Genomic DNA, 16,047 nt, shown 5'->3' with positions numbered 1-16,047 from the left:
ATAACCCGTTAACTCGAGGCAGCGGCGGCGGACGCCGTCGAGGTACTGCTCGACTTCTCGGTCGAGCCGGATTTCTCGCTCGACCCGGACTTCTCCGCGGATCCCGAGGTCGACCCGGAATCGCTCGACGAGGACCCGTTGGTAGAACTCGTGGACTTCTTGTTGCCGGACTCGCGGCTGTCGGTGCGGTAGAAGCCGCTGCCCTTGAACACCACGCCCACGGAGTTGAAGAGCTTGCGCAGCCGCCCGGAGCAGCGCTCGCAGGTGGTCAGCGCATCGTCGGTGAAGGCCTGCACGATGTCGAAGCGATCGTCGCACTCGGTGCACTGATAGCTGTAAGTCGGCACAAAAACCTCCGGGTGATTGCAAAGTCTGTTAGCACTCTAACGTCTCAAGTGCTAGAACCGCCACGTGACGCCGCTCATTCCCGATCTGTTATCCCAGATCGAGTGGTATTAGTCCCACCCGCGGGGTGAGCGCATCGGTCATCGGTATGTCGTGCGGCTCGGCGGGCAACTCGTCCACCAACTCCGCGTCGCGCACGAGCGCGATCAGCCGGGCGTGGGGGTCGCGGCCGGGCAGGGAGCGATCGTAGAAACCACGACCCCGGCCCAACCGCACCCCGGAGCGGTCGACGGCCAACGACGGCACCAGGATCAGGCTCGCCTCCGCGATCGCCGACGCCGGCAGCCACGGTTCCGGAGGCTCCAGCAATCCCCACCGCGCCGATGCCAATGTGCCGGGCCGGTATTCGCCCCAGCGCAACGGCAGCGGCGTGTTGTCGGCGGTGGTGCGCGCAACCGGTAGCAGCACCCGTCCGGCCAGCCGCAGCAACACGTCCACCATGTCGATCGAGCCGGGCTCGGCGCCGACCGGCACGTATGCGCAGATCGTGCTCCCGCTGCTCAGGAAGTTTTCCGCGGCCTCCAGTCGCTGGCACAACATGCGCGCCTCGTCGGCCCGAACGGCGTCGGCAACGCGACGCCGGGCCGCCTGCAGCTGCCCCCGCAACACGGCCTTGCTGGTGGTTGCCATGGGTTAACCATTGCAGCCGGGTCTTCGGCCGCGCCACATCGACTCGGCAAACCGTGTTCGGGTTATCGTGTGAACAATGTCAAGCCCAAAAGTGGTGGTCCCACACACGGCGATCGTGCCCGCTGCCGGTCTTGGTACCCGCTTCCTGCCCGCGACGAAAACGGTTCCCAAGGAGCTGCTGCCGGTCGTCGATACCCCCGGCATCGAGCTGGTCGCCGCCGAGGCGGCTGAGGCGGGCGCCGACCGCCTGGTGATCATCACCTCCGAGGGCAAGGACGGCGTCGTCGCGCACTTTGTCGAGGACCTGGTCCTCGAGGGCACGCTGGAGGCCCGCGGCAAGAAGGCCATGCTCGACAAGGTGCGTCGCGCGCCGCAGCTGATCAAGGTCGAGTCCGTGGTGCAGGCCGAGCCCCTGGGCTTGGGGCACGCCATCAGCTGCGTGGAGCCCGCGCTGACGTCCGACGACGACGCCGTGATGGTGCTGCTGCCCGACGACCTGGTGCTGCCGACGGGCGTGCTGGAGGCGATGGCGAAGGTGCGAGCGGACCACGGTGGCACGGTGTTGTGCGCCATCGAGGTGACGCCCGAAGAGATCAGCGCCTACGGGGTTTTCGATGTCGAGCCGGTGCCCGGCAACGACAACCCCGACGTGCTGAAGGTCAACGGCATGGTCGAGAAGCCCAAGCGCGAGGACGCCCCATCGATGTTGGCCGCGGCAGGCCGCTACGTGCTCGACCGCGCCGTCTTCGACGCGTTGCGCCGCGTCGACCGTGGGGTGGGCGGCGAAGTGCAGCTGACCGATGCGATCGCCCTGCTCATTTCGGAGGGCCACCCCGTGCATGTCGTCGTGCATCACGGATCCCGACACGACTTGGGAAATCCCGGCGGCTACCTCAAGGCTGCGGTTGACTTTGCATTGGATCGTGACGACTACGGCCCGGATTTGCGGCGATGGTTGGTGGCGCGGTTAGGCCTGGCCGAGAAGTAGCCGGCCGATGCGCCCGGCCCGACACGGCGCCCGTCTAGGGCAGAGAGGCGCGCTGTGCGTTCTGTGGAGGAGCAGCAGGCCCGGATAACGGCCGCCGCGGTGGCTCCGCGGCCGATCCGGGTGGCCATCGCCGAGGCGCAGGGGCTGATGTGCGCCGAGGAAGTAGTCACCGAGCGCCCCATGCCCGGGTTCGATCAGGCCGCGATCGACGGTTATGCGGTGCGCAGCGTCGACGTGCTGGGCATCGGCGAAGTGGGCGCCGACAGTCTGGGCGAACCGCCCGGCGATGCGGAGCTCGACGAAGACCGGCGCGAGGGCCTGGTCCTGCCCGTGATGGGGACCGTCGAGGCCGGTGCGCGCACGCCCAGCCGCCTGCAGCCCCGCCAGGCCGCCCGCGTGCACACCGGGGCCCCGCTACCCACGCTGGCCGACGCCGTCATCCCGTTGCGCTGGACCGATGGCGGCAGCTCGCGGGTGCGGATCCTGCGCGGGGCACCATCGGGCGCGTACGTGCGCCGCACCGGGGACGATGTGCAGCCCGGTGACGTCGCGGTGCGTGCGGGCACGGTCATCGGCGCGGCCCAGGTCGGCCTGCTGGCGGCGGTCGGGCGCGAACGGGTGCTGGTGCATCCGCGGCCGCGGGTGACGGTGGTCGCCGTCGGCGGCGAACTGGTCGATATCTCGCGCACCCCGGGCAACGGCCAGGTGTATGACGTCAACTCCTACGCGTTGGCGGCGGCGGCCCGCGACGCCGGCGCGGAGGTCAACCGCATCGGCATCGTCAGCAGCGACCCCGGCGAATTCCGCGAAGTCATCGAGGGCCAGGTCAACCGGGCCGAGGTGGTGGTGATCGCCGGCGGCGTCGGGGGTGCCGCGGCCGAGCGGGTGCGGTCGGTGCTTTCCGAGCTCGGGGAGATGGAAGTCGTCCGCGTAGCGATGCATCCCGGGTCCGTCCAGGGATTCGGGCAGCTGGGCCGCGATGGTGTCCCGACGTTCCTGCTGCCCGCCAACCCGGTCAGCGCGCTGGTCGTCTTCGAGGTGATGGTGCGGCCGCTGATCCGGCTTTCCCTGGGCAAGCGCCAGCCGATGCGCCGGATCGTGCAAGCCCGCACGCTGTCGCCCATCACTTCGGTCGCCGGGCGCAAGGGCTACCTGCGCGGCCAGCTGATGCGCGACCAGGAGACCGGTGAATATCTGGTGCAGGCGCTGGGTGGAGCCCCGGGGGCGTCCTCCCACCTGCTGGCCACCCTCGCCGAAGCGAACTGCCTCGTGGTGGTGCCCAGCGGCGCCGAACAAATCCGCACCGGCGAGATTGTCGACGTCGCCTTCTTGGCTCAGCGCGGTTAAGTGCAACGACTCCGCGCGTTCGTGAACCTGTTGCGTACCAACGCCCGTCATCCGGGTTGGCCGCTGGACGTCGGGCCGTTGCGCGTCCCGGCGGGGGTGGTTCGGTTGCGGGCGGTGCGAATGCGCGACGGCGCCCAGTGGAGCCGCATCCGGTTGGCCGACCGCGCGCACCTCGAGCCGTGGGAGCCCAGCGCGGAGGGCGATTGGACGGCCCGGCACACGGTCGCCGCGTGGCCGGCGCTGTGCTCCGGCCTACGCGCCGAGGCCCGTGCCGGCCGCATGTTGCCCTACGTCATCGAGCTCGACGGGCAGTTCTGTGGCCAGCTGACCATCGGCAACGTCACCCATGGGGCGCTGCGGTCGGCGTGGATCGGCTACTGGGTGCCGCGGTCGGCGACGGGCGGCGGCGTGGCCACGGCGGCGTTGGCGCTGGGCCTGGACCATTGCTTCGGCCCGGTGATGCTGCACCGCGTGGAGGCCACCGTGCGGCCCGAAAACGCCGCCAGCCGAGCCGTATTGGCGAAAGTCGGGTTCCGCCAGGAGGGGCTGTTGCAGCGCTACCTCGAGGTGGACAAGGCGTGGCGGGACCATCTCTTGATGGCCATCACCGCCGAAGAGGTGTCCGGATCGGTGGCCTCGACCCTGGTCCGGGGCGGACACGCCAGCTGGGCTTGACGGCCCCTCGCGATGTGGCTACCGCGACACGAGTGACTCATGGTGCTTGTGAGAGGCAAATTACAGGTGTGTAATTGTCCTGGTCACCAAGACCCGGCCGCGCTGGACCCGGTGGGCCTCGCGGGGATCGGAACCGAAGAGAGCAGGTCGTCATGCCAAGCATTCCGCAGTCACTGTTGTGGATCTCGCTCGTTGTGCTCTGGCTGTTCGTCTTGGTGCCGATGCTGGTCAGCAAACGCGACGCCGTGCGGCGCACCAGCGACGTGGCCCTGGCGACCCGGGTCCTCAACGGTGGCGGGAACTCGCGCCTGATCAAGCGCAGCGGTCCGGCCGCCGGTCACCGCACCGACCCGGACTGGAAGCCACCGGAAGAGTCGGCCGAAACCGAGCTCGACGAGGACCGCGACCTCGCCGAGGAGGAGAACGAAGAGGACGCAGACGACCACGACACCGAGGAACTGCGCCAGTTGCGCCCGGTGGTCATGAAGGTTGCGGCGCCCGAGCGCACCGAGCCCGACTACCTCGACGTCGACGTCGTCGAGGATTCACAGGCGCTTCCGGCGGGCGCGGCGGTCGAGGAGGAAGCCGAGGACGACGAGGATTCCGACACCGATATCGTCGCCCACGCCGGCGACGAAGAAGACGACGAAGGCTTCGAATACGTCGAGGACTCTTCGGGTCTGGAGCCGGAGGCCGAGGCCGACGACGAGGAAATGCCGGCGCCGATCCCGCGGAACTCCTCCCGTCGCCGCCGGTTCGACGCGAAGACCGCCGCCGCGGTCAGCGCCCGCAAGTACAAGTTCCGCAGGCGCGTGCTGATGGTGATGGCGGTCGTCCTGGTCGGCACGGCCACAGCCGCGTTCAAGATCTCGCCGAGCGCGTGGTGGGCGTGCGGCACCGCCACCGCGGTGACGCTGCTGTACCTGGCGTACCTGCGGCGCCAGACCCGCATCGAGGAGAAGGTGCGCCACCGCCGCATGCAGCGGATGGCGCGGGCGCGGATGGGCGTGGAGAACGCCTACGACCGCGACTACGACGTGGTCCCGTCTCGGCTGCGGCGTCCCGGCGCGGTGGTGCTGGAAATCGACGACGAGGATCCGATCTTCGAGCACCTGGACTACGCGATGCCGATGCGGAACTTCGGTTGGCCCCGGGACCTGCCGCGCGCCGTCGGCGAGTAGTGCCGGCAGTTCGGCGGTTCGTGCCGCGGCTGGTAGCCTGCTAGCGGTCAGGGGCTATGGCGCAGTTGGTAGCGCGACTCGTTCGCATCGAGTAGGTCAGGGGTTCGAATCCCCTTAGCTCCACAGAGTTTGAGCAGGTCAGGCCATCGTTCGAGCAATATCGGGAGCCGTCTGCGGAGACCGCGCGGCAGTTTGGCCGGCCGCGCGCGGCGGCCAGGTCCGGCGTGGTCGCGGTGACTGGCAGGCGTAAATTCGCCTGCATACACTTCGCTCGTGTCTCAACCATTGCGTGTGGATACGGCCGGTGTGCAGGCGATGGCCACCCGTTGGAGCGCCTTGGCTGGCGATCTCGGTGAGACGCTGGCGGCCCCGACGCTGGGTTTGTCCTGTCAGGCCAGCGCGTCTGCGGTCACCGCCGCCCACAGCGACGTGGCCCGGTTCAGTAGCGGATTGGCCGCACGGGTGGGGACACGCGCCACTGCTGTCGCTGAAGCGGATCACCGCTATGCGTCCAGTGAAGCCGCTTCCGCCACGGAATTCGCTGCGGTGGCACCGTCGGTGAACGGCGGGTAGCAATGGCGGGGGTCGCTGGGGTTCCCGGCTTGTCCGCGCTGTTGGCTTGGCCGACCGACCACCTGACCGAGGCGGCCGATTACTGGGAGACCGTCGGCGAGCGCAGTTATGGCGTCGCGCACCAGGTGTGGCGGGACGCGCTGTCAGTCGATTGGCGCGGCGATGCCGCTCTCGCGGTGCGCAGCGCGACGCACTCCGATATGACAAGCACCAGCGCGGTCGTCGACCAACTCCGAGCCGCGGCAGGCGTCGCACGCGGCGCCGCTTCAGATCTCACCGCGGCTCGCTCCCGGGTGCGTTACGCCGTCGAAGACGGGCGCAGCGCGGGGTTTGTTGTTGGCGAAGATCTTTCAGTTAGCGATCGTATGGTCGGCGGCTCGACCGTGCAGCAGGCCGCTCGGCAAGCTCAGGCGCAGGCCTTGGCGAGCGATATCCGCCAGCGCGCCGTGCAACTCGTGAGCCTCGACCAAGAGGTCGCCGGCAAAATCAGTGTCGCGGTCGCCGGCATCCGCGATACCTTCCCGGCCGACAACCACGTTCGTGGCGTCGCCAACCACACGTTCAAAGACGCTCCGCAGCCGGCGATGTCACGCGAGCAAGCCAAGGCGGGCCTGCGGGATGTCAACCGGAGGATTTGGGAGCACAACAATATCGATAAGCCGGTCATTGATCGGCTGCCGCCCAATGATCCGCGACGAGCCGATTTCAACTTCGAGGCTGAGCAGCTGAACTCGGAAAAGCGGCAATATCTTGACGTCCTATTCCATCAGCATCCGCCGGAAACCGTCGCCGGCCCGCACGGGGAGCAGCTGCCGGGCGTTCCTGCCGGCGAAAGTTCAACCGGGCCAGCAGATTCCGGTAAGGGGTGGCTTTTCCCCATCCAGCCCGGACAGGCGGGCTGCGATCCGCGGGTGACAACTATTCGCGTCATGGAGCCGACGCCCCAGTATCCGAATGGTTATGTAGTGTATATGAATGGCATGGGGCAAACGGTGAATCCTTTTACCGGACGGACGATTCCACCATCCGACGACTTCGCACATATACCGTTGCCGGAGTGAGGAGAAGCTACTACCCATGAGTCTTTATCCGGTCAGTCAGCTTTACGAATTCACACCGGAGGTGGAGGCAACAACGTCCTCGCGACGAAATCCCCTCGTCTTGGTAGGCGCGCTGGATGAAGCCGAGTTCATTGATATGCGCCTGTCACCCCAGCGCTCCCGCGTCGGAGTTCTGTGCGCCATTCAATGGTGTCGCGACTTCGAGGGTTCGAACGCGGCCCTGGTCGTGCTGAACGGCGTGGGAGGCGTGACCTGGTCGAACGACGACCAGGTGCGTCAGCGCCCCTGGCACGCTCAATATGGTGATTGGGAGCCGACGCGATCTGCACGGGCCGGGGGGCCATTCCCGACGCGGGATGCCGGGAACGAGGATTCGTGGGCTGTTGATGCGGCCGGCGCGCCACTGCCTCTTGAGGGTTCGAAGGGCGCTGAACCGCCGGACTATGTTCTGCGGTTCGGTCGTTTGACCGTGTCGGGTCAAGCAGCTCGTGTTTACATCGGGCAGATCGAGGGGTTGGGCGATACTCCGCCCGATATGGGGGAGTTGGGCGATGCCGAGATTATCGCTGGATTTCCGCAGTGGTCATCGGTAATGGAAGTCCGGGAGTACTACACGTATTTCTGGTCCGCGGAATAGCCGACCACGCGACCTATTTCTTGTCGCGGGGCAGCCGGCAGCCGGTGTAGCCGGCGACGACGAGGTTCCCCCGGTAGCCGACCTTGATGAAGATCCCGGTGGGGCCGTAGAACCCCACGTCGTGGTTTCCGGGGCTGTTCTGCATCACCTGCACGTCGGTGGCGTCGATCTTGGCGGCCGCCTGTTTGGCGGTCTCTTGGATCGTCGCCCACTGTTGCTCGGAGACCGGCACGTTGGCGGCAACGGCGTCGGGGAGGAAGTAGCGTTTGCCGTCGGTTTGCTCGTACGGTCGCTCGCAGTTGTCGCCGGAGCCCTCGTGCGGTGTCTCCCACCTGATCGAGGGGATCAATTTGCTTGCCGCGGCGGTGATCTCGTTCATCGCGGCCTGCACCTGGGTTTGGGTGTCCTCGAACGAGGGCAGGGACTTGAGCACCTGGAGGGCCTTGGTCGCGTCGTTGGGTGGGGTAGGCGCGTAGGGCTGGTTCACGTGACATCCTCCTGCGGCTAGTGCGATTGCGGCCATGGCGATGCACAGCATGCCGTGGCGTTGCAGGTTCCGGGCGCTGGTCTGGTTGTTGCTCACTTCGTGGGAACCGCCTTATCTCCGAGTCCGGCGAGGACGGCGGCGATGTTGTAGTTGGTCGTTCTGAGTCCGCCGCCGTCGGGAAAGCGAGGGTAGTCGCTGTGGCCGTGCGCGTCTTGAAGGGTGAGGGTGCCGCCATCGCCGTCAGACACGGTGGCGGGACCGGTGGCCAGGTGGGTGAAGTTCGGGTTGGTCGCCGGGTTCGGGCCGAAGTGGCCGGCGCCGGAGGCGTCCGCCGCGCCCAGGACACTTGTAGCGAGGTCCCGGAAGGGCGGCGGCAGGAAGGGGGCGACGTCGTGGGCGATGGCCGGGCCGTCGTAGGTCCACTGGATCGGGTCGTCGGGCGTTTCCATGGTGAACACGTGCCCGGGCTGCAGGTGGAGCTGTTGCGGTGTGGAGGCTTCGATGCCGGGTGAGCCGTAGAACAACGCTCGCGACACCCCGTGATCGCCGGGCTCTTGCAGGGCAAGGCCGGTGGTCAGTGAGCCGTAGGAGTGTCCTATCGCCGTGAGGTCGGCCGGGCCGCCGTGGTGGGCGGCCTGAATCCCGTCGTAGAAGCCGGCCAGGTCATGGGCACCGGCTCTGGCGACGGCGTCGTGGCTGACATCCCACCCGCCGGCAAGCGATTTGCCGATGTCGTCGAAGCCCGGCACCTGCGGCGGGTCATAACCGATCCACGCGATGGCCGACACGGTGTCGTGTTCGTGCCCAGGGGTCAGGCTCAATTGGCGGAGCGCTTCCTTTCTCGCGTCGGTCGCCTCGGACACCATGCCCCCGATGGCGCCGTGGACGGTGGTGTTCAAGCCGGGCGCGGTGACCGATACGTGGGTGGCCGCGTCGGGGTCTCCGACCGCGATCGCGGCGCGGGCCTGCTTACCGGTTTTGGTGTCGAGCAGCATGAGCTTGCGATCGGGGCTCGCTTTGACGGTTCTGTCGACGGCTTGCAGGTCGGGCAGGTACTTGGCCCCGTCCCGGGCGGCATCGTATTGGCGTTGCCACGCCTCGTAGGCGAGGCGGTCGTCGAAAATCGCCCCCGGCTCGTTCGGCGGCGGAATGTTCTTGCCCGCCGCCCAATCGGGATGCTGGGCCTTCAGCGCGTCGGCCTGTGCAGCGGCCGCCTGGGCGCGGCCCAGTTCGTCGGCCAGGTTGAGCCGGTTGTAATGATCCCGGTCCACCGCGGGCATCCCATTGTGATTTCCGATCATTGGGTTCCGTTGGTACTCCCGGTCCTTCTGCGCGGGCGTGAGAGTGTTCCAGACGTCCGCAAATTCCTTGGGGTCGTCCGGCAGGTCCGGTACCGGCGACAGCGGACCCTCGACCGCCTGGATACCCGACTGGTCGTATCCGTCGCCGTGCAAGGCGCCCAGTGACCTCTGCAGCGTGTTGGAGTAGCCGTCGCGGATCGACTGCAGCTGGTGCAAAGCATCCCTGGTCTCGTCGGCGGCGTCGGCACGGGCGTCTTTGATCAACGACTCCAGCTGGGAACGACTGCTCGGGTCGAGTTTGGGGTCCTCCAGATCCTTCATCGCCGCGCCGATGAGCTTGTCGAGCAGCTGCAACTGCCGTTCCAGCGCGGCGATCTGGGCGGCGCCGGCCTTCTGCGCCTCGGCCAAGGCGGCCGCGATGTTCTCCAGGTCGACCCCGATCTTGGGTAGCTTCAGGCATTGCGCCCCAAGCGATTTGACCGTCCGCTGCACCTCGGCCGAATCGTTGATCGGGTGGTCGCCGTTCTGGTGGTTCCAGGCCGCGTCGAATCGGTTACGGGCTTGCTCGAACGCATGGTCCGCCTCGGCGGTGCACACGCCGGCCTGGTGGAAGGCGTCCGCCAATTGAGAAATCTCGAACGGGTTGCCGGCCTGCAGACTCCGGTTGATCGCCCACGGGTCACCGCCGGCCTGGCCGATCAAATCGGCAACGTTGAGCCAGACCAGCTGCATCGCACCGCCAGAAAGTTCGCCATTCGTTCCCCGGACAGGCTGATGACGTTACTCCCCGAATTGGGATCCCGTGTTCAAGCGCTCAACCCGTCACGGGTGAGCGACGAGATACGTTTCGTTGTCCAGGTCGGCGGTCAGTTCGTCGACGTTGAAGGGGCGGTTGAGCCGGGCGTGCAACGCCTTCGGGTCGATCAGGAGGCTGATCTCGGCGGTCTGGCGAGCGAACATTCGTCCAATGAGTGGATAGAGGCGCCGCATGATCGCCCGCTCCCCGGCGGTGCAGCGCGATGCGCAGTAGCCGACGTGTCCGATCTCGTCCGTCAGGATCTCGCTGTACAGCAGTTCGATTCGCTCGGCGACTTCCGGTTCGTCCGCGAACAGTTTGATGCCGGCGCGCCGTAGCTCGTCGAACATGATGCAGCCCGCCATCTCAGCGGCTCCGACGAAGAGAAAGCTCGGCCGTTCGGGTAGGAAAACGCCGGTCTTCACGAACTGGCGCATCACGAACGGTGGGGGAACGACTTGAAACGTCAGATCGAAGATGTCGAGGGCGTACGCGAGCAGCCGCGTGTGGTAGTGCTCTTCGAGTTCGAGGTAAACGTTCTCGGGCGGCAGGTTCTGATCGCTGTTGCGCCCGTAGGTTTCCCCGAGTCCGACTCCGAACCTCTCAGCCTGGTTCAGTTTGGCCGTTGCCAGCAGGAACAGCATCTTCGGATCCAGCCCGGCTTCCGGTCGCCGGCGGCGCAGGTTGCGAAGGAACGTGTCTCGGTCGGCGGGATGGGCTGACCGGACGGGGTTCGCCTCGAGCTCGTTGAAGAAATGCTCGCGATTCGCCAACCGCCTGTTGAGCAGGTCGGCTTCGCCGTCACGCCGGGCCAGAAAGTCCCGGTACCCTTCGATGCCGTTCATCGTTTCTCCATTCCTTTGACAATCGTTGTCACGTAACGGCTTAACTGCGCAGGATCGTGTGTTCCGGTGGCCAGCAGCGCGAAGAGCCCGGTGAGAAAGAACGTGCCGAGCTCCGCGGCGTCTACCTCGGCCGAGACTTGCCCCGCGGATTGCGCCCGGCTGATGAGGCCCACCAGAAACCGTGCGAGCGGGTGTTGCGCGAACTCGTCTTCGACCGGACGGGACGACGAGAAGTGTAGGCCGAGCATATCCCGGAAAACTGCGGCGCCCAAACGTTTTTCGGCATCCAGGACGTGGGCCACGAGTTGCGAGAGGATCGACGACAGGTCGCCGTTGGCGGCGCCGAGTTCGCTGATGATCCGCGTCTCCTCGCTGCGCTCCAACTCGGCGAGAACGTGCTCCTTCGTCGGGAAGTGGAAATAGAAGGTTCCCCGCACCACGCCCGCCGCGGCGGCGATGGCGCTCACGTCGGCGGCGGCAAGCCCGCGCTGCGCAATCTCGGCCAGCGCGGCGTCGAACAAGCGTGCCCGGGTCTCGAGTCGTCGAGCCTCCCGGACGCCCCGCGCCGATGTTGCGGCTCCGGGAGGGGCCTGTGCCTCCATGGCTGCACGGTACGGCAAGTCACTGACGCCCGTCAATGACGGCCGTCAACGAATCGAGGGGCGATCGAAGAGCCGGACCGACTGCCCTTAGCGGCCGGCTGATTCACCCTTCGGTGAAGCCGGGAGCAAGAAACCGGTGCAGCACTTTTCGTTCGACGCGACTGCTCGCCAGCGGCCAGTAGGCCAGGGACAGCACCACCCGTACGATCCACTGCGCCGCCTCCGGGTCGTCGGTGATTCCCGTGAGCTCGGCCGCCAGATGACTGAGCACCGGCGAGGAATGCAACTCGCCCAAGTCCGGAGAACTGCCCGGACTGAGCATCAACCGTCGCAACGGGTCCGATCTGATCTGCTCGAGTGCGACGGTGACGGCGGTGATGACGCGTTCGGGCCCACTGAGCCCCTCCACGGCACGGCGAACCGTCTCGATGATCCCCGCTGCCAGGCGAATCAGCACCGCGTCTCGTATCTGGGCTTTGCCGCCCGCATAGCGGTAGATGGTGGCTCGCGAGCAGTGGACCCTCGTCGCCAGGGTGTCGATGTCGAAGGCATCCAGCCCTTCGCGCACTACGAGGTCGGTTGCCGCGGCGTAGATACGTTCAGCCGCCGCGGTCCGGCGATCGCCACCGACGACCCAGTCGTCTCGGACCACGGCCTCCACCCCCTTGAGTCGCTGAATGTATATCTTCTCAGAATTGAGACGATCTTGGCGATATGTTTCACCGTGTCCGCAGGTCATGTCCCGCTGGTGAGACGACGCGGTCGGGAGGCGGGTACCGGGGATTGCAACTTCGTCGATTTCGATTGACTCGGCAGGTCTTCGCCGCTCAGCGTTGAGGAATGACATCGAGAGACGGTGGTCTTGGCCTGGCGCTCTTCGACGACGAGTTCATCCAGAACCCGTATCCGCTCTACGAGCGGATGCATCAGGCCGGACACGTCCATCGCATCGGAGATTCGGACTTCTACGCGGTGAGTAGTTGGGCTGGTGTGAGCGAGGCGGTAACACGCTGCGCCGATTTCTCGTCGAACCTGACCGCGACGATGATGTATCAGCCAGGAGGGGGCGTCGCAGCTTTGCCGATGGGCGAACTCGGCGGACCCACCCAAGCGTTGGCCACGGCCGACGAGCCGGTCCACTCCGTGCATCGGAAGGCGTTGCTGCCACAACTCGCGGCGAAGCGCATCCGCGCCTTCGAACCATTCATCGCCGACACCGCAGCCCGGATCTGGGATGTCCGGGCGCGAGACGGACGCATCGAATGGATGAGCGCAATGGCGAACCGGCTGCCTATGATGATCGTTGGCAGGATCATCGGCGTTCCCGACGCCGACATCGACAAGCTCATCCGGTGGGGTTACTCCGCGACCCAAGTGGTCGAAGGGCTGGTCACCCAAGATCAGCTGGATGCCGCGGGCATCGCGGTGCTGGAACTCAGCGGCTACGTCACGGAACTGTTCCAGCACGCGGCCGGCAATCGACAAGACAATCTGCTCGGTGATCTCGCTAGCGCCTGCGCCTCCGGCGATCTGGACGACTTAGCGGCACTCGCCATAATGATCACACTGTTCAGCGCGGGTGGCGAGTCCACGGCCTCCCTGATCGGTTCTGCCGCTTGGGTTTTGGCGACTCGGCCGGATATCCAGCGGCAGCTGCGGGATCGGCCGGACGCGCTCGGGGCGTTTCTGGAAGAGGTGCTGCGCTACGAACCGCCCTTCCGCGGTCACTACCGGCACGTCGTCGACGACACCGAACTGTGCAGCGCCGAATTGCCGGCGGGTTCGCGCCTGATCCTGTTGTGGGGAGCCGCCAATAGGGACCCCTCGCACTTCGACAACCCCGCAGAGTTTCGACTCGACCGGCCTGCGGGGAAGGGCCACATCAGCTTTGGGAAGGGAATCCACTTCTGCGTCGGAGCCGCACTCGCCCGGTTGGAGGCGACCATTGTGCTGGGCCACCTCCTCGAGCGAACCTCGAACGTCACGGCCGCCGCCGTCGGGAGGTGGCTCCCCAGTCTGCTGGTTCGGCGCCTCGAACGGCTGGAACTCGCGTACGCGTAACCGCCGCGCCGAGCAGGCCCGAGGTTGCACACCACACCAGCGGGGTACTGATCCTTTCGGACGAGCCGCGAACCTGAAAGGACCGAATGGCGACGCGCGAGGACAACGCCACCGACGGCCTGCTGCAAGAACTCCTGTGGGCCTACGGGCCGTGCGGCCAGGAAGCCGACGTGCGCGCCGTGTGTGCCCGGGAACTGCGACCGGTCGTCGACGACATGTGGACCGACGACGCCGGGAATCTGATCGGGTACATCGCCGCCGATCCGCCCGCCGACGGCGTCGGGCGCGCCCACCGGCACCGGGTGTCCTCGGCGGCCGAACCCGGCGTGGCGACGCGGATCATGGCGCACATGGACGAACTGTCCATGCTGGTCAAGCGCGTGGAGCCGGACGGCACGCTGCACCTGACCCAGCTGGGCACGATGTATCCGGGCAACTTCGGCCTCGGGCCCGTCGCCGTGCTCGGCCAGCACGAGACGCTGACCGCGGTGCTCACGCTCGGTTCCGAGCACACCACGCAGGAGAGCCAGCGGATCTGGCAGACCAAGCCCGACCAAGGCGATAAGGCGCTGGACTGGGATCACGTCTACGTCTTCACCGGGCTGAGCACCGACGAGCTCGAGGCCGCCGGCGTGCGCCCGGGCACCCGGGTGTGCGTCGACCGCAGCAAGAGGACGCTGGTCGAGTTCGGCGGCTACCTGGGCTGCTACTTCCTCGACGACCGGGCCGCGGTGGCCGCCCTGCTGCGCGCGGCCGCCCAGCTGCGCGACCGCGGCCAGCGGCCCGTCGACGACGTCTACCTCGTGTTCACCACCAACGAGGAGATCGGCGGCGTGGGCGGCACCTACGCCAGCGGGTCGCTGCCCGGCACCCTCACCCTCGCGCTGGAGGTGGGCCCCACCGAGCAGGAATACGGCACCACCGTCACCGGCGGCCCGATCGTCGGCTACAGCGACGCCTTGTGCGTCTACGACAAAGACGTCGCCGACCGGCTGATGAGCATCGCCACCGAGTTGGGGCTGTCGCCCCAGGCCGCCGTGCTGGGCGCGTTCGAATCCGATGCGTCGCATTCGAAGGCCAACGGGCTGACGCCGCGCGCGGGCCTGCTGTGCGTGCCCACGCTGAGCACGCATGGTTACGAAGTCATACCCCGCCGGGCCATCGACGACATGGCGGCCGTGATCGCCGAGTTCGTCCTGCAGCCCGGTGCGCATGCGCGCGGCGAAGATTAATACGGTCCCAAAATTTGCCTGAACATTGCTTAAGAGGCGCGTGGCGGCCCCCGGCGCGCCGGAATACCGGTCCTACGGTCGACGGATGAACGTTGACTACTACCTGCAGAAGGTGCCGGTTGAGTCGGTGCGGCCAGGGTTCTCACTCGCCATCGATCAGGGCGGTGATTATCGCCTCTTCCAGGTCGAATGCACGCAGATGACCCAGCGCAGCGGGCAGCCGGTGAGTTTCACCCTGACTTCGGAGCCCATCGACGACGGCGACCCCTGGGTGCTGGAATGCGCGGCTGGCACGCCGGTCGTCCGGGTCCTCGGCGTGTGCAAGGTGGCCTCCTAGTCTCGTCAGTCCGGCTTTGCGGCGGCGACGAATTGCAGCGCCCGCTGCGTCTGTTGCTCGACGTCGACCAGCCCGGCCGAGGAGAACAGGTCGACGAAGGCGCGCCGGTCGAACATGGTGAGCCCGATGACGCCGGCGCCGGCGGTCATCGCATGCCGCACCGGCGGCAGGTCCGGGACGTAGCTGGTGAGGACCGCGATGCGGCCCCCGGGCTTGAGCACCCGCACCATTTCGCGAGCCACGCGGAACGGCTCGGGCATCAGGTACAGGGCCCCGAAGCAGCAGACCGCGTCGAATGTCGCGTCGGCGAACGGCAACGCGCGGGCGTCTCCGCGGACATAGCAGGTGCGCGGGGTGCTGTTGTCCAGGACGGCGCGCGTCAGCATCGGCTCGGAGATGTCGAAACCGACGGCCAGGCCACCGTCCGGTAGCTGTTCCGCCAGCGATCCGGTGAAATTGCCTGGGCCGCAGGCGACGTCGAGCAATCGTCCCGCAGTGGACAGCCGCAACGCCGTAGCCGCGCGCCGCTGCTCGGCGCCGGTGGTGACGCCACTGGCCGCATAGAACGCGGCGGGGCGCCACAGCCGCTCGTAGACCGTCGCGACGAAGGGGCTGTTCATGGCTCGCTGCGCGAACGTCGGGGCCGGGGAACTCATCGATTCGCCCAATACGTCGAGGAAACCGTGCCGCGGTACCGCGGCCTCGGTGAGCAGACCACGGGTCAATTCGACTGCATCCTGGGTCATTTCATCGCTTTCGTGAAGGCTTGGACGGGTTGGCATAATCCGCAGGTGAATCCCGATTTTTCTGCCGATCCGGCTGTTACGCTAGGGCTCTTCGTGAGAGGCGACGCATTGGGGCCTCGCGCAGGCAACGGATGGGATTAGGA

The 16,047-nt window shown here is 66.9% G+C and carries 18 protein-coding genes and 1 tRNA gene; 11 read left to right on the top strand and 8 right to left on the bottom strand.

Translation table 11 applies throughout. From position 1 onward, the window contains the following. Positions 1–8 precede the first annotated feature (8 nt). Positions 9–347, bottom strand: coding sequence for an FmdB family zinc ribbon protein (locus A5750_RS20820; protein ID WP_066957439.1), 339 nt, complete (start codon positions 345–347; stop codon positions 9–11). An 88-nt stretch (positions 348–435) separates the two neighbouring features. Next, on the bottom strand, positions 436–1,035 hold the full coding sequence (locus A5750_RS20815) for a 5-formyltetrahydrofolate cyclo-ligase (protein ID WP_067265423.1): 600 nt from the start codon (positions 1,033–1,035) through the stop codon (positions 436–438). A gap of 76 nt (positions 1,036–1,111) precedes the next feature. Here A5750_RS20815 and A5750_RS20810 point away from each other — a divergent pair, with 76 nt between their 5' ends. From A5750_RS20810 to A5750_RS25975, 8 genes are all read left to right on the top strand, one after another. Continuing rightward, positions 1,112–2,023 (top strand): UTP--glucose-1-phosphate uridylyltransferase, encoded by a 912-nt coding sequence (locus A5750_RS20810; RefSeq protein ID WP_066957434.1) that lies wholly within the window; start codon positions 1,112–1,114, stop codon positions 2,021–2,023. Positions 2,024–2,077: 54 nt separating this feature from the next. Beyond that, positions 2,078–3,370, top strand: a complete 1,293-nt coding sequence (gene glp / locus A5750_RS20805; RefSeq protein WP_067265420.1) for a gephyrin-like molybdotransferase Glp — start codon at positions 2,078–2,080, stop codon at positions 3,368–3,370. A gap of 21 nt (positions 3,371–3,391) precedes the next feature. Next, positions 3,392–4,045 (top strand): GNAT family N-acetyltransferase, encoded by a 654-nt coding sequence (locus A5750_RS20800; RefSeq protein ID WP_197505487.1) that lies wholly within the window; start codon positions 3,392–3,394, stop codon positions 4,043–4,045. Between the two features lie 152 nt (positions 4,046–4,197). Then, positions 4,198–5,226, top strand: a complete 1,029-nt coding sequence (gene glpR / locus A5750_RS20795) for a gephyrin-like molybdotransferase receptor GlpR (protein ID WP_067265417.1) — start codon at positions 4,198–4,200, stop codon at positions 5,224–5,226. A 50-nt stretch (positions 5,227–5,276) separates the two neighbouring features. Continuing rightward, a tRNA-Ala gene (locus tag A5750_RS20790) sits at positions 5,277–5,349 on the top strand. 150 nt (positions 5,350–5,499) lie between these two features. Beyond that, a complete protein-coding gene (locus A5750_RS20785) occupies positions 5,500–5,799 on the top strand; it encodes a hypothetical protein (protein ID WP_231989269.1) in 300 nt (99 codons plus the stop codon). Positions 5,800–5,801: 2 nt separating this feature from the next. Next, the gene (locus A5750_RS26435; protein ID WP_067265415.1) at positions 5,802–6,860 is read left to right on the top strand and encodes a hypothetical protein; all 1,059 of its coding nucleotides are present in this window, start codon (positions 5,802–5,804) and stop codon (positions 6,858–6,860) included. A 16-nt stretch (positions 6,861–6,876) separates the two neighbouring features. Beyond that, positions 6,877–7,497 carry a hypothetical protein gene (locus A5750_RS25975; RefSeq protein ID WP_156659759.1) on the top strand — a complete coding sequence of 207 codons (621 nt, stop codon included), beginning with the start codon at positions 6,877–6,879 and terminating at the stop codon, positions 7,495–7,497. A 13-nt stretch (positions 7,498–7,510) separates the two neighbouring features. On the opposite strand, the gene A5750_RS20775 is transcribed toward A5750_RS25975, so the two are convergent. The 5 genes from A5750_RS20775 to A5750_RS20755 form a co-directional block, all read right to left on the bottom strand. Next, positions 7,511–8,080: an LppA family lipoprotein gene (locus tag A5750_RS20775; protein ID WP_231989268.1), complete on the bottom strand. Its 570-nt coding sequence runs from the start codon at positions 8,078–8,080 to the stop codon at positions 7,511–7,513. Then, complete coding sequence (locus tag A5750_RS20770; RefSeq protein WP_067265412.1) at positions 8,077–10,017, bottom strand: alpha/beta hydrolase; 1,941 nt, start codon at positions 10,015–10,017, stop codon at positions 8,077–8,079. The genes A5750_RS20775 and A5750_RS20770 overlap by 4 nt, the downstream gene beginning before the upstream one ends. Positions 10,018–10,107: 90 nt before the next feature. Beyond that, a complete protein-coding gene (locus A5750_RS20765) occupies positions 10,108–10,926 on the bottom strand; it encodes a hypothetical protein (protein WP_067265410.1) in 819 nt (272 codons plus the stop codon). Then, complete coding sequence (locus tag A5750_RS20760) at positions 10,923–11,528, bottom strand: TetR/AcrR family transcriptional regulator (RefSeq protein ID WP_066957422.1); 606 nt, start codon at positions 11,526–11,528, stop codon at positions 10,923–10,925. Before A5750_RS20760 ends, A5750_RS20765 begins: the two co-directional genes overlap by 4 nt. Positions 11,529–11,631: 103 nt before the next feature. Next, on the bottom strand, positions 11,632–12,180 hold the full coding sequence (locus tag A5750_RS20755) for a TetR/AcrR family transcriptional regulator (protein WP_066957791.1): 549 nt from the start codon (positions 12,178–12,180) through the stop codon (positions 11,632–11,634). Positions 12,181–12,368: 188 nt separating this feature from the next. Between A5750_RS20755 and A5750_RS20750 the strand changes: the two genes are divergently transcribed. The 3 genes from A5750_RS20750 to A5750_RS20740 all read left to right on the top strand — a co-directional run bounded on the left by A5750_RS20750 (position 12,369) and on the right by A5750_RS20740 (position 15,158). Next, the gene (locus tag A5750_RS20750) at positions 12,369–13,589 is read left to right on the top strand and encodes a cytochrome P450 (protein WP_067265407.1); all 1,221 of its coding nucleotides are present in this window, start codon (positions 12,369–12,371) and stop codon (positions 13,587–13,589) included. Between the two features lie 86 nt (positions 13,590–13,675). Beyond that, complete coding sequence (locus tag A5750_RS20745; protein WP_066957417.1) at positions 13,676–14,821, top strand: M20/M25/M40 family metallo-hydrolase; 1,146 nt, start codon at positions 13,676–13,678, stop codon at positions 14,819–14,821. An 85-nt stretch (positions 14,822–14,906) separates the two neighbouring features. Next, positions 14,907–15,158 carry a hypothetical protein gene (locus A5750_RS20740; RefSeq protein WP_066957415.1) on the top strand — a complete coding sequence of 84 codons (252 nt, stop codon included), beginning with the start codon at positions 14,907–14,909 and terminating at the stop codon, positions 15,156–15,158. A 5-nt stretch (positions 15,159–15,163) separates the two neighbouring features. On the opposite strand, the gene A5750_RS20735 is transcribed toward A5750_RS20740, so the two are convergent. After that, positions 15,164–15,904 carry a class I SAM-dependent methyltransferase gene (locus A5750_RS20735; protein ID WP_066957413.1) on the bottom strand — a complete coding sequence of 247 codons (741 nt, stop codon included), beginning with the start codon at positions 15,902–15,904 and terminating at the stop codon, positions 15,164–15,166. Positions 15,905–16,047 lie beyond the last annotated feature (143 nt).

The organism is Mycobacterium sp. 852002-51613_SCH5001154 (assembly GCF_001667425.1).
Lineage (GTDB): Bacteria > Actinomycetota > Actinomycetes > Mycobacteriales > Mycobacteriaceae > Mycobacterium.
The sequence above is the reverse complement of the archived record's forward strand: the minus strand, read 5'-3'. Positions and strand labels throughout refer to the sequence as shown.

What these genes read in the sequence shown, in the direction of transcription:
- A5750_RS20750 (WP_067265407.1), top strand. Translation starts at nt 12,369, where the DNA reads ATGACATCGAGAGACGGTGGTCTTGGCCTGGCGCTCTTCGACGACGAG.
- A5750_RS20760 (WP_066957422.1), bottom strand. Translation starts at nt 11,528, where the DNA reads ATGGAGGCACAGGCCCCTCCCGGAGCCGCAACATCGGCGCGGGGCGTC.
- A5750_RS20745 (WP_066957417.1), top strand. Translation starts at nt 13,676, where the DNA reads ATGGCGACGCGCGAGGACAACGCCACCGACGGCCTGCTGCAAGAACTC.
- A5750_RS20770 (WP_067265412.1), bottom strand. Translation starts at nt 10,017, where the DNA reads ATGCAGCTGGTCTGGCTCAACGTTGCCGATTTGATCGGCCAGGCCGGC.
- A5750_RS25975 (WP_156659759.1), top strand. Translation starts at nt 6,877, where the DNA reads ATGAGTCTTTATCCGGTCAGTCAGCTTTACGAATTCACACCGGAGGTG.
- A5750_RS26435 (WP_067265415.1), top strand. Translation starts at nt 5,802, where the DNA reads ATGGCGGGGGTCGCTGGGGTTCCCGGCTTGTCCGCGCTGTTGGCTTGG.
- A5750_RS20740 (WP_066957415.1), top strand. Translation starts at nt 14,907, where the DNA reads ATGAACGTTGACTACTACCTGCAGAAGGTGCCGGTTGAGTCGGTGCGG.
- A5750_RS20810 (WP_066957434.1), top strand. Translation starts at nt 1,112, where the DNA reads ATGTCAAGCCCAAAAGTGGTGGTCCCACACACGGCGATCGTGCCCGCT.
- A5750_RS20735 (WP_066957413.1), bottom strand. Translation starts at nt 15,904, where the DNA reads ATGACCCAGGATGCAGTCGAATTGACCCGTGGTCTGCTCACCGAGGCC.
- glpR (WP_067265417.1), top strand. Translation starts at nt 4,198, where the DNA reads ATGCCAAGCATTCCGCAGTCACTGTTGTGGATCTCGCTCGTTGTGCTC.
- A5750_RS20765 (WP_067265410.1), bottom strand. Translation starts at nt 10,926, where the DNA reads ATGAACGGCATCGAAGGGTACCGGGACTTTCTGGCCCGGCGTGACGGC.
- A5750_RS20815 (WP_067265423.1), bottom strand. Translation starts at nt 1,035, where the DNA reads ATGGCAACCACCAGCAAGGCCGTGTTGCGGGGGCAGCTGCAGGCGGCC.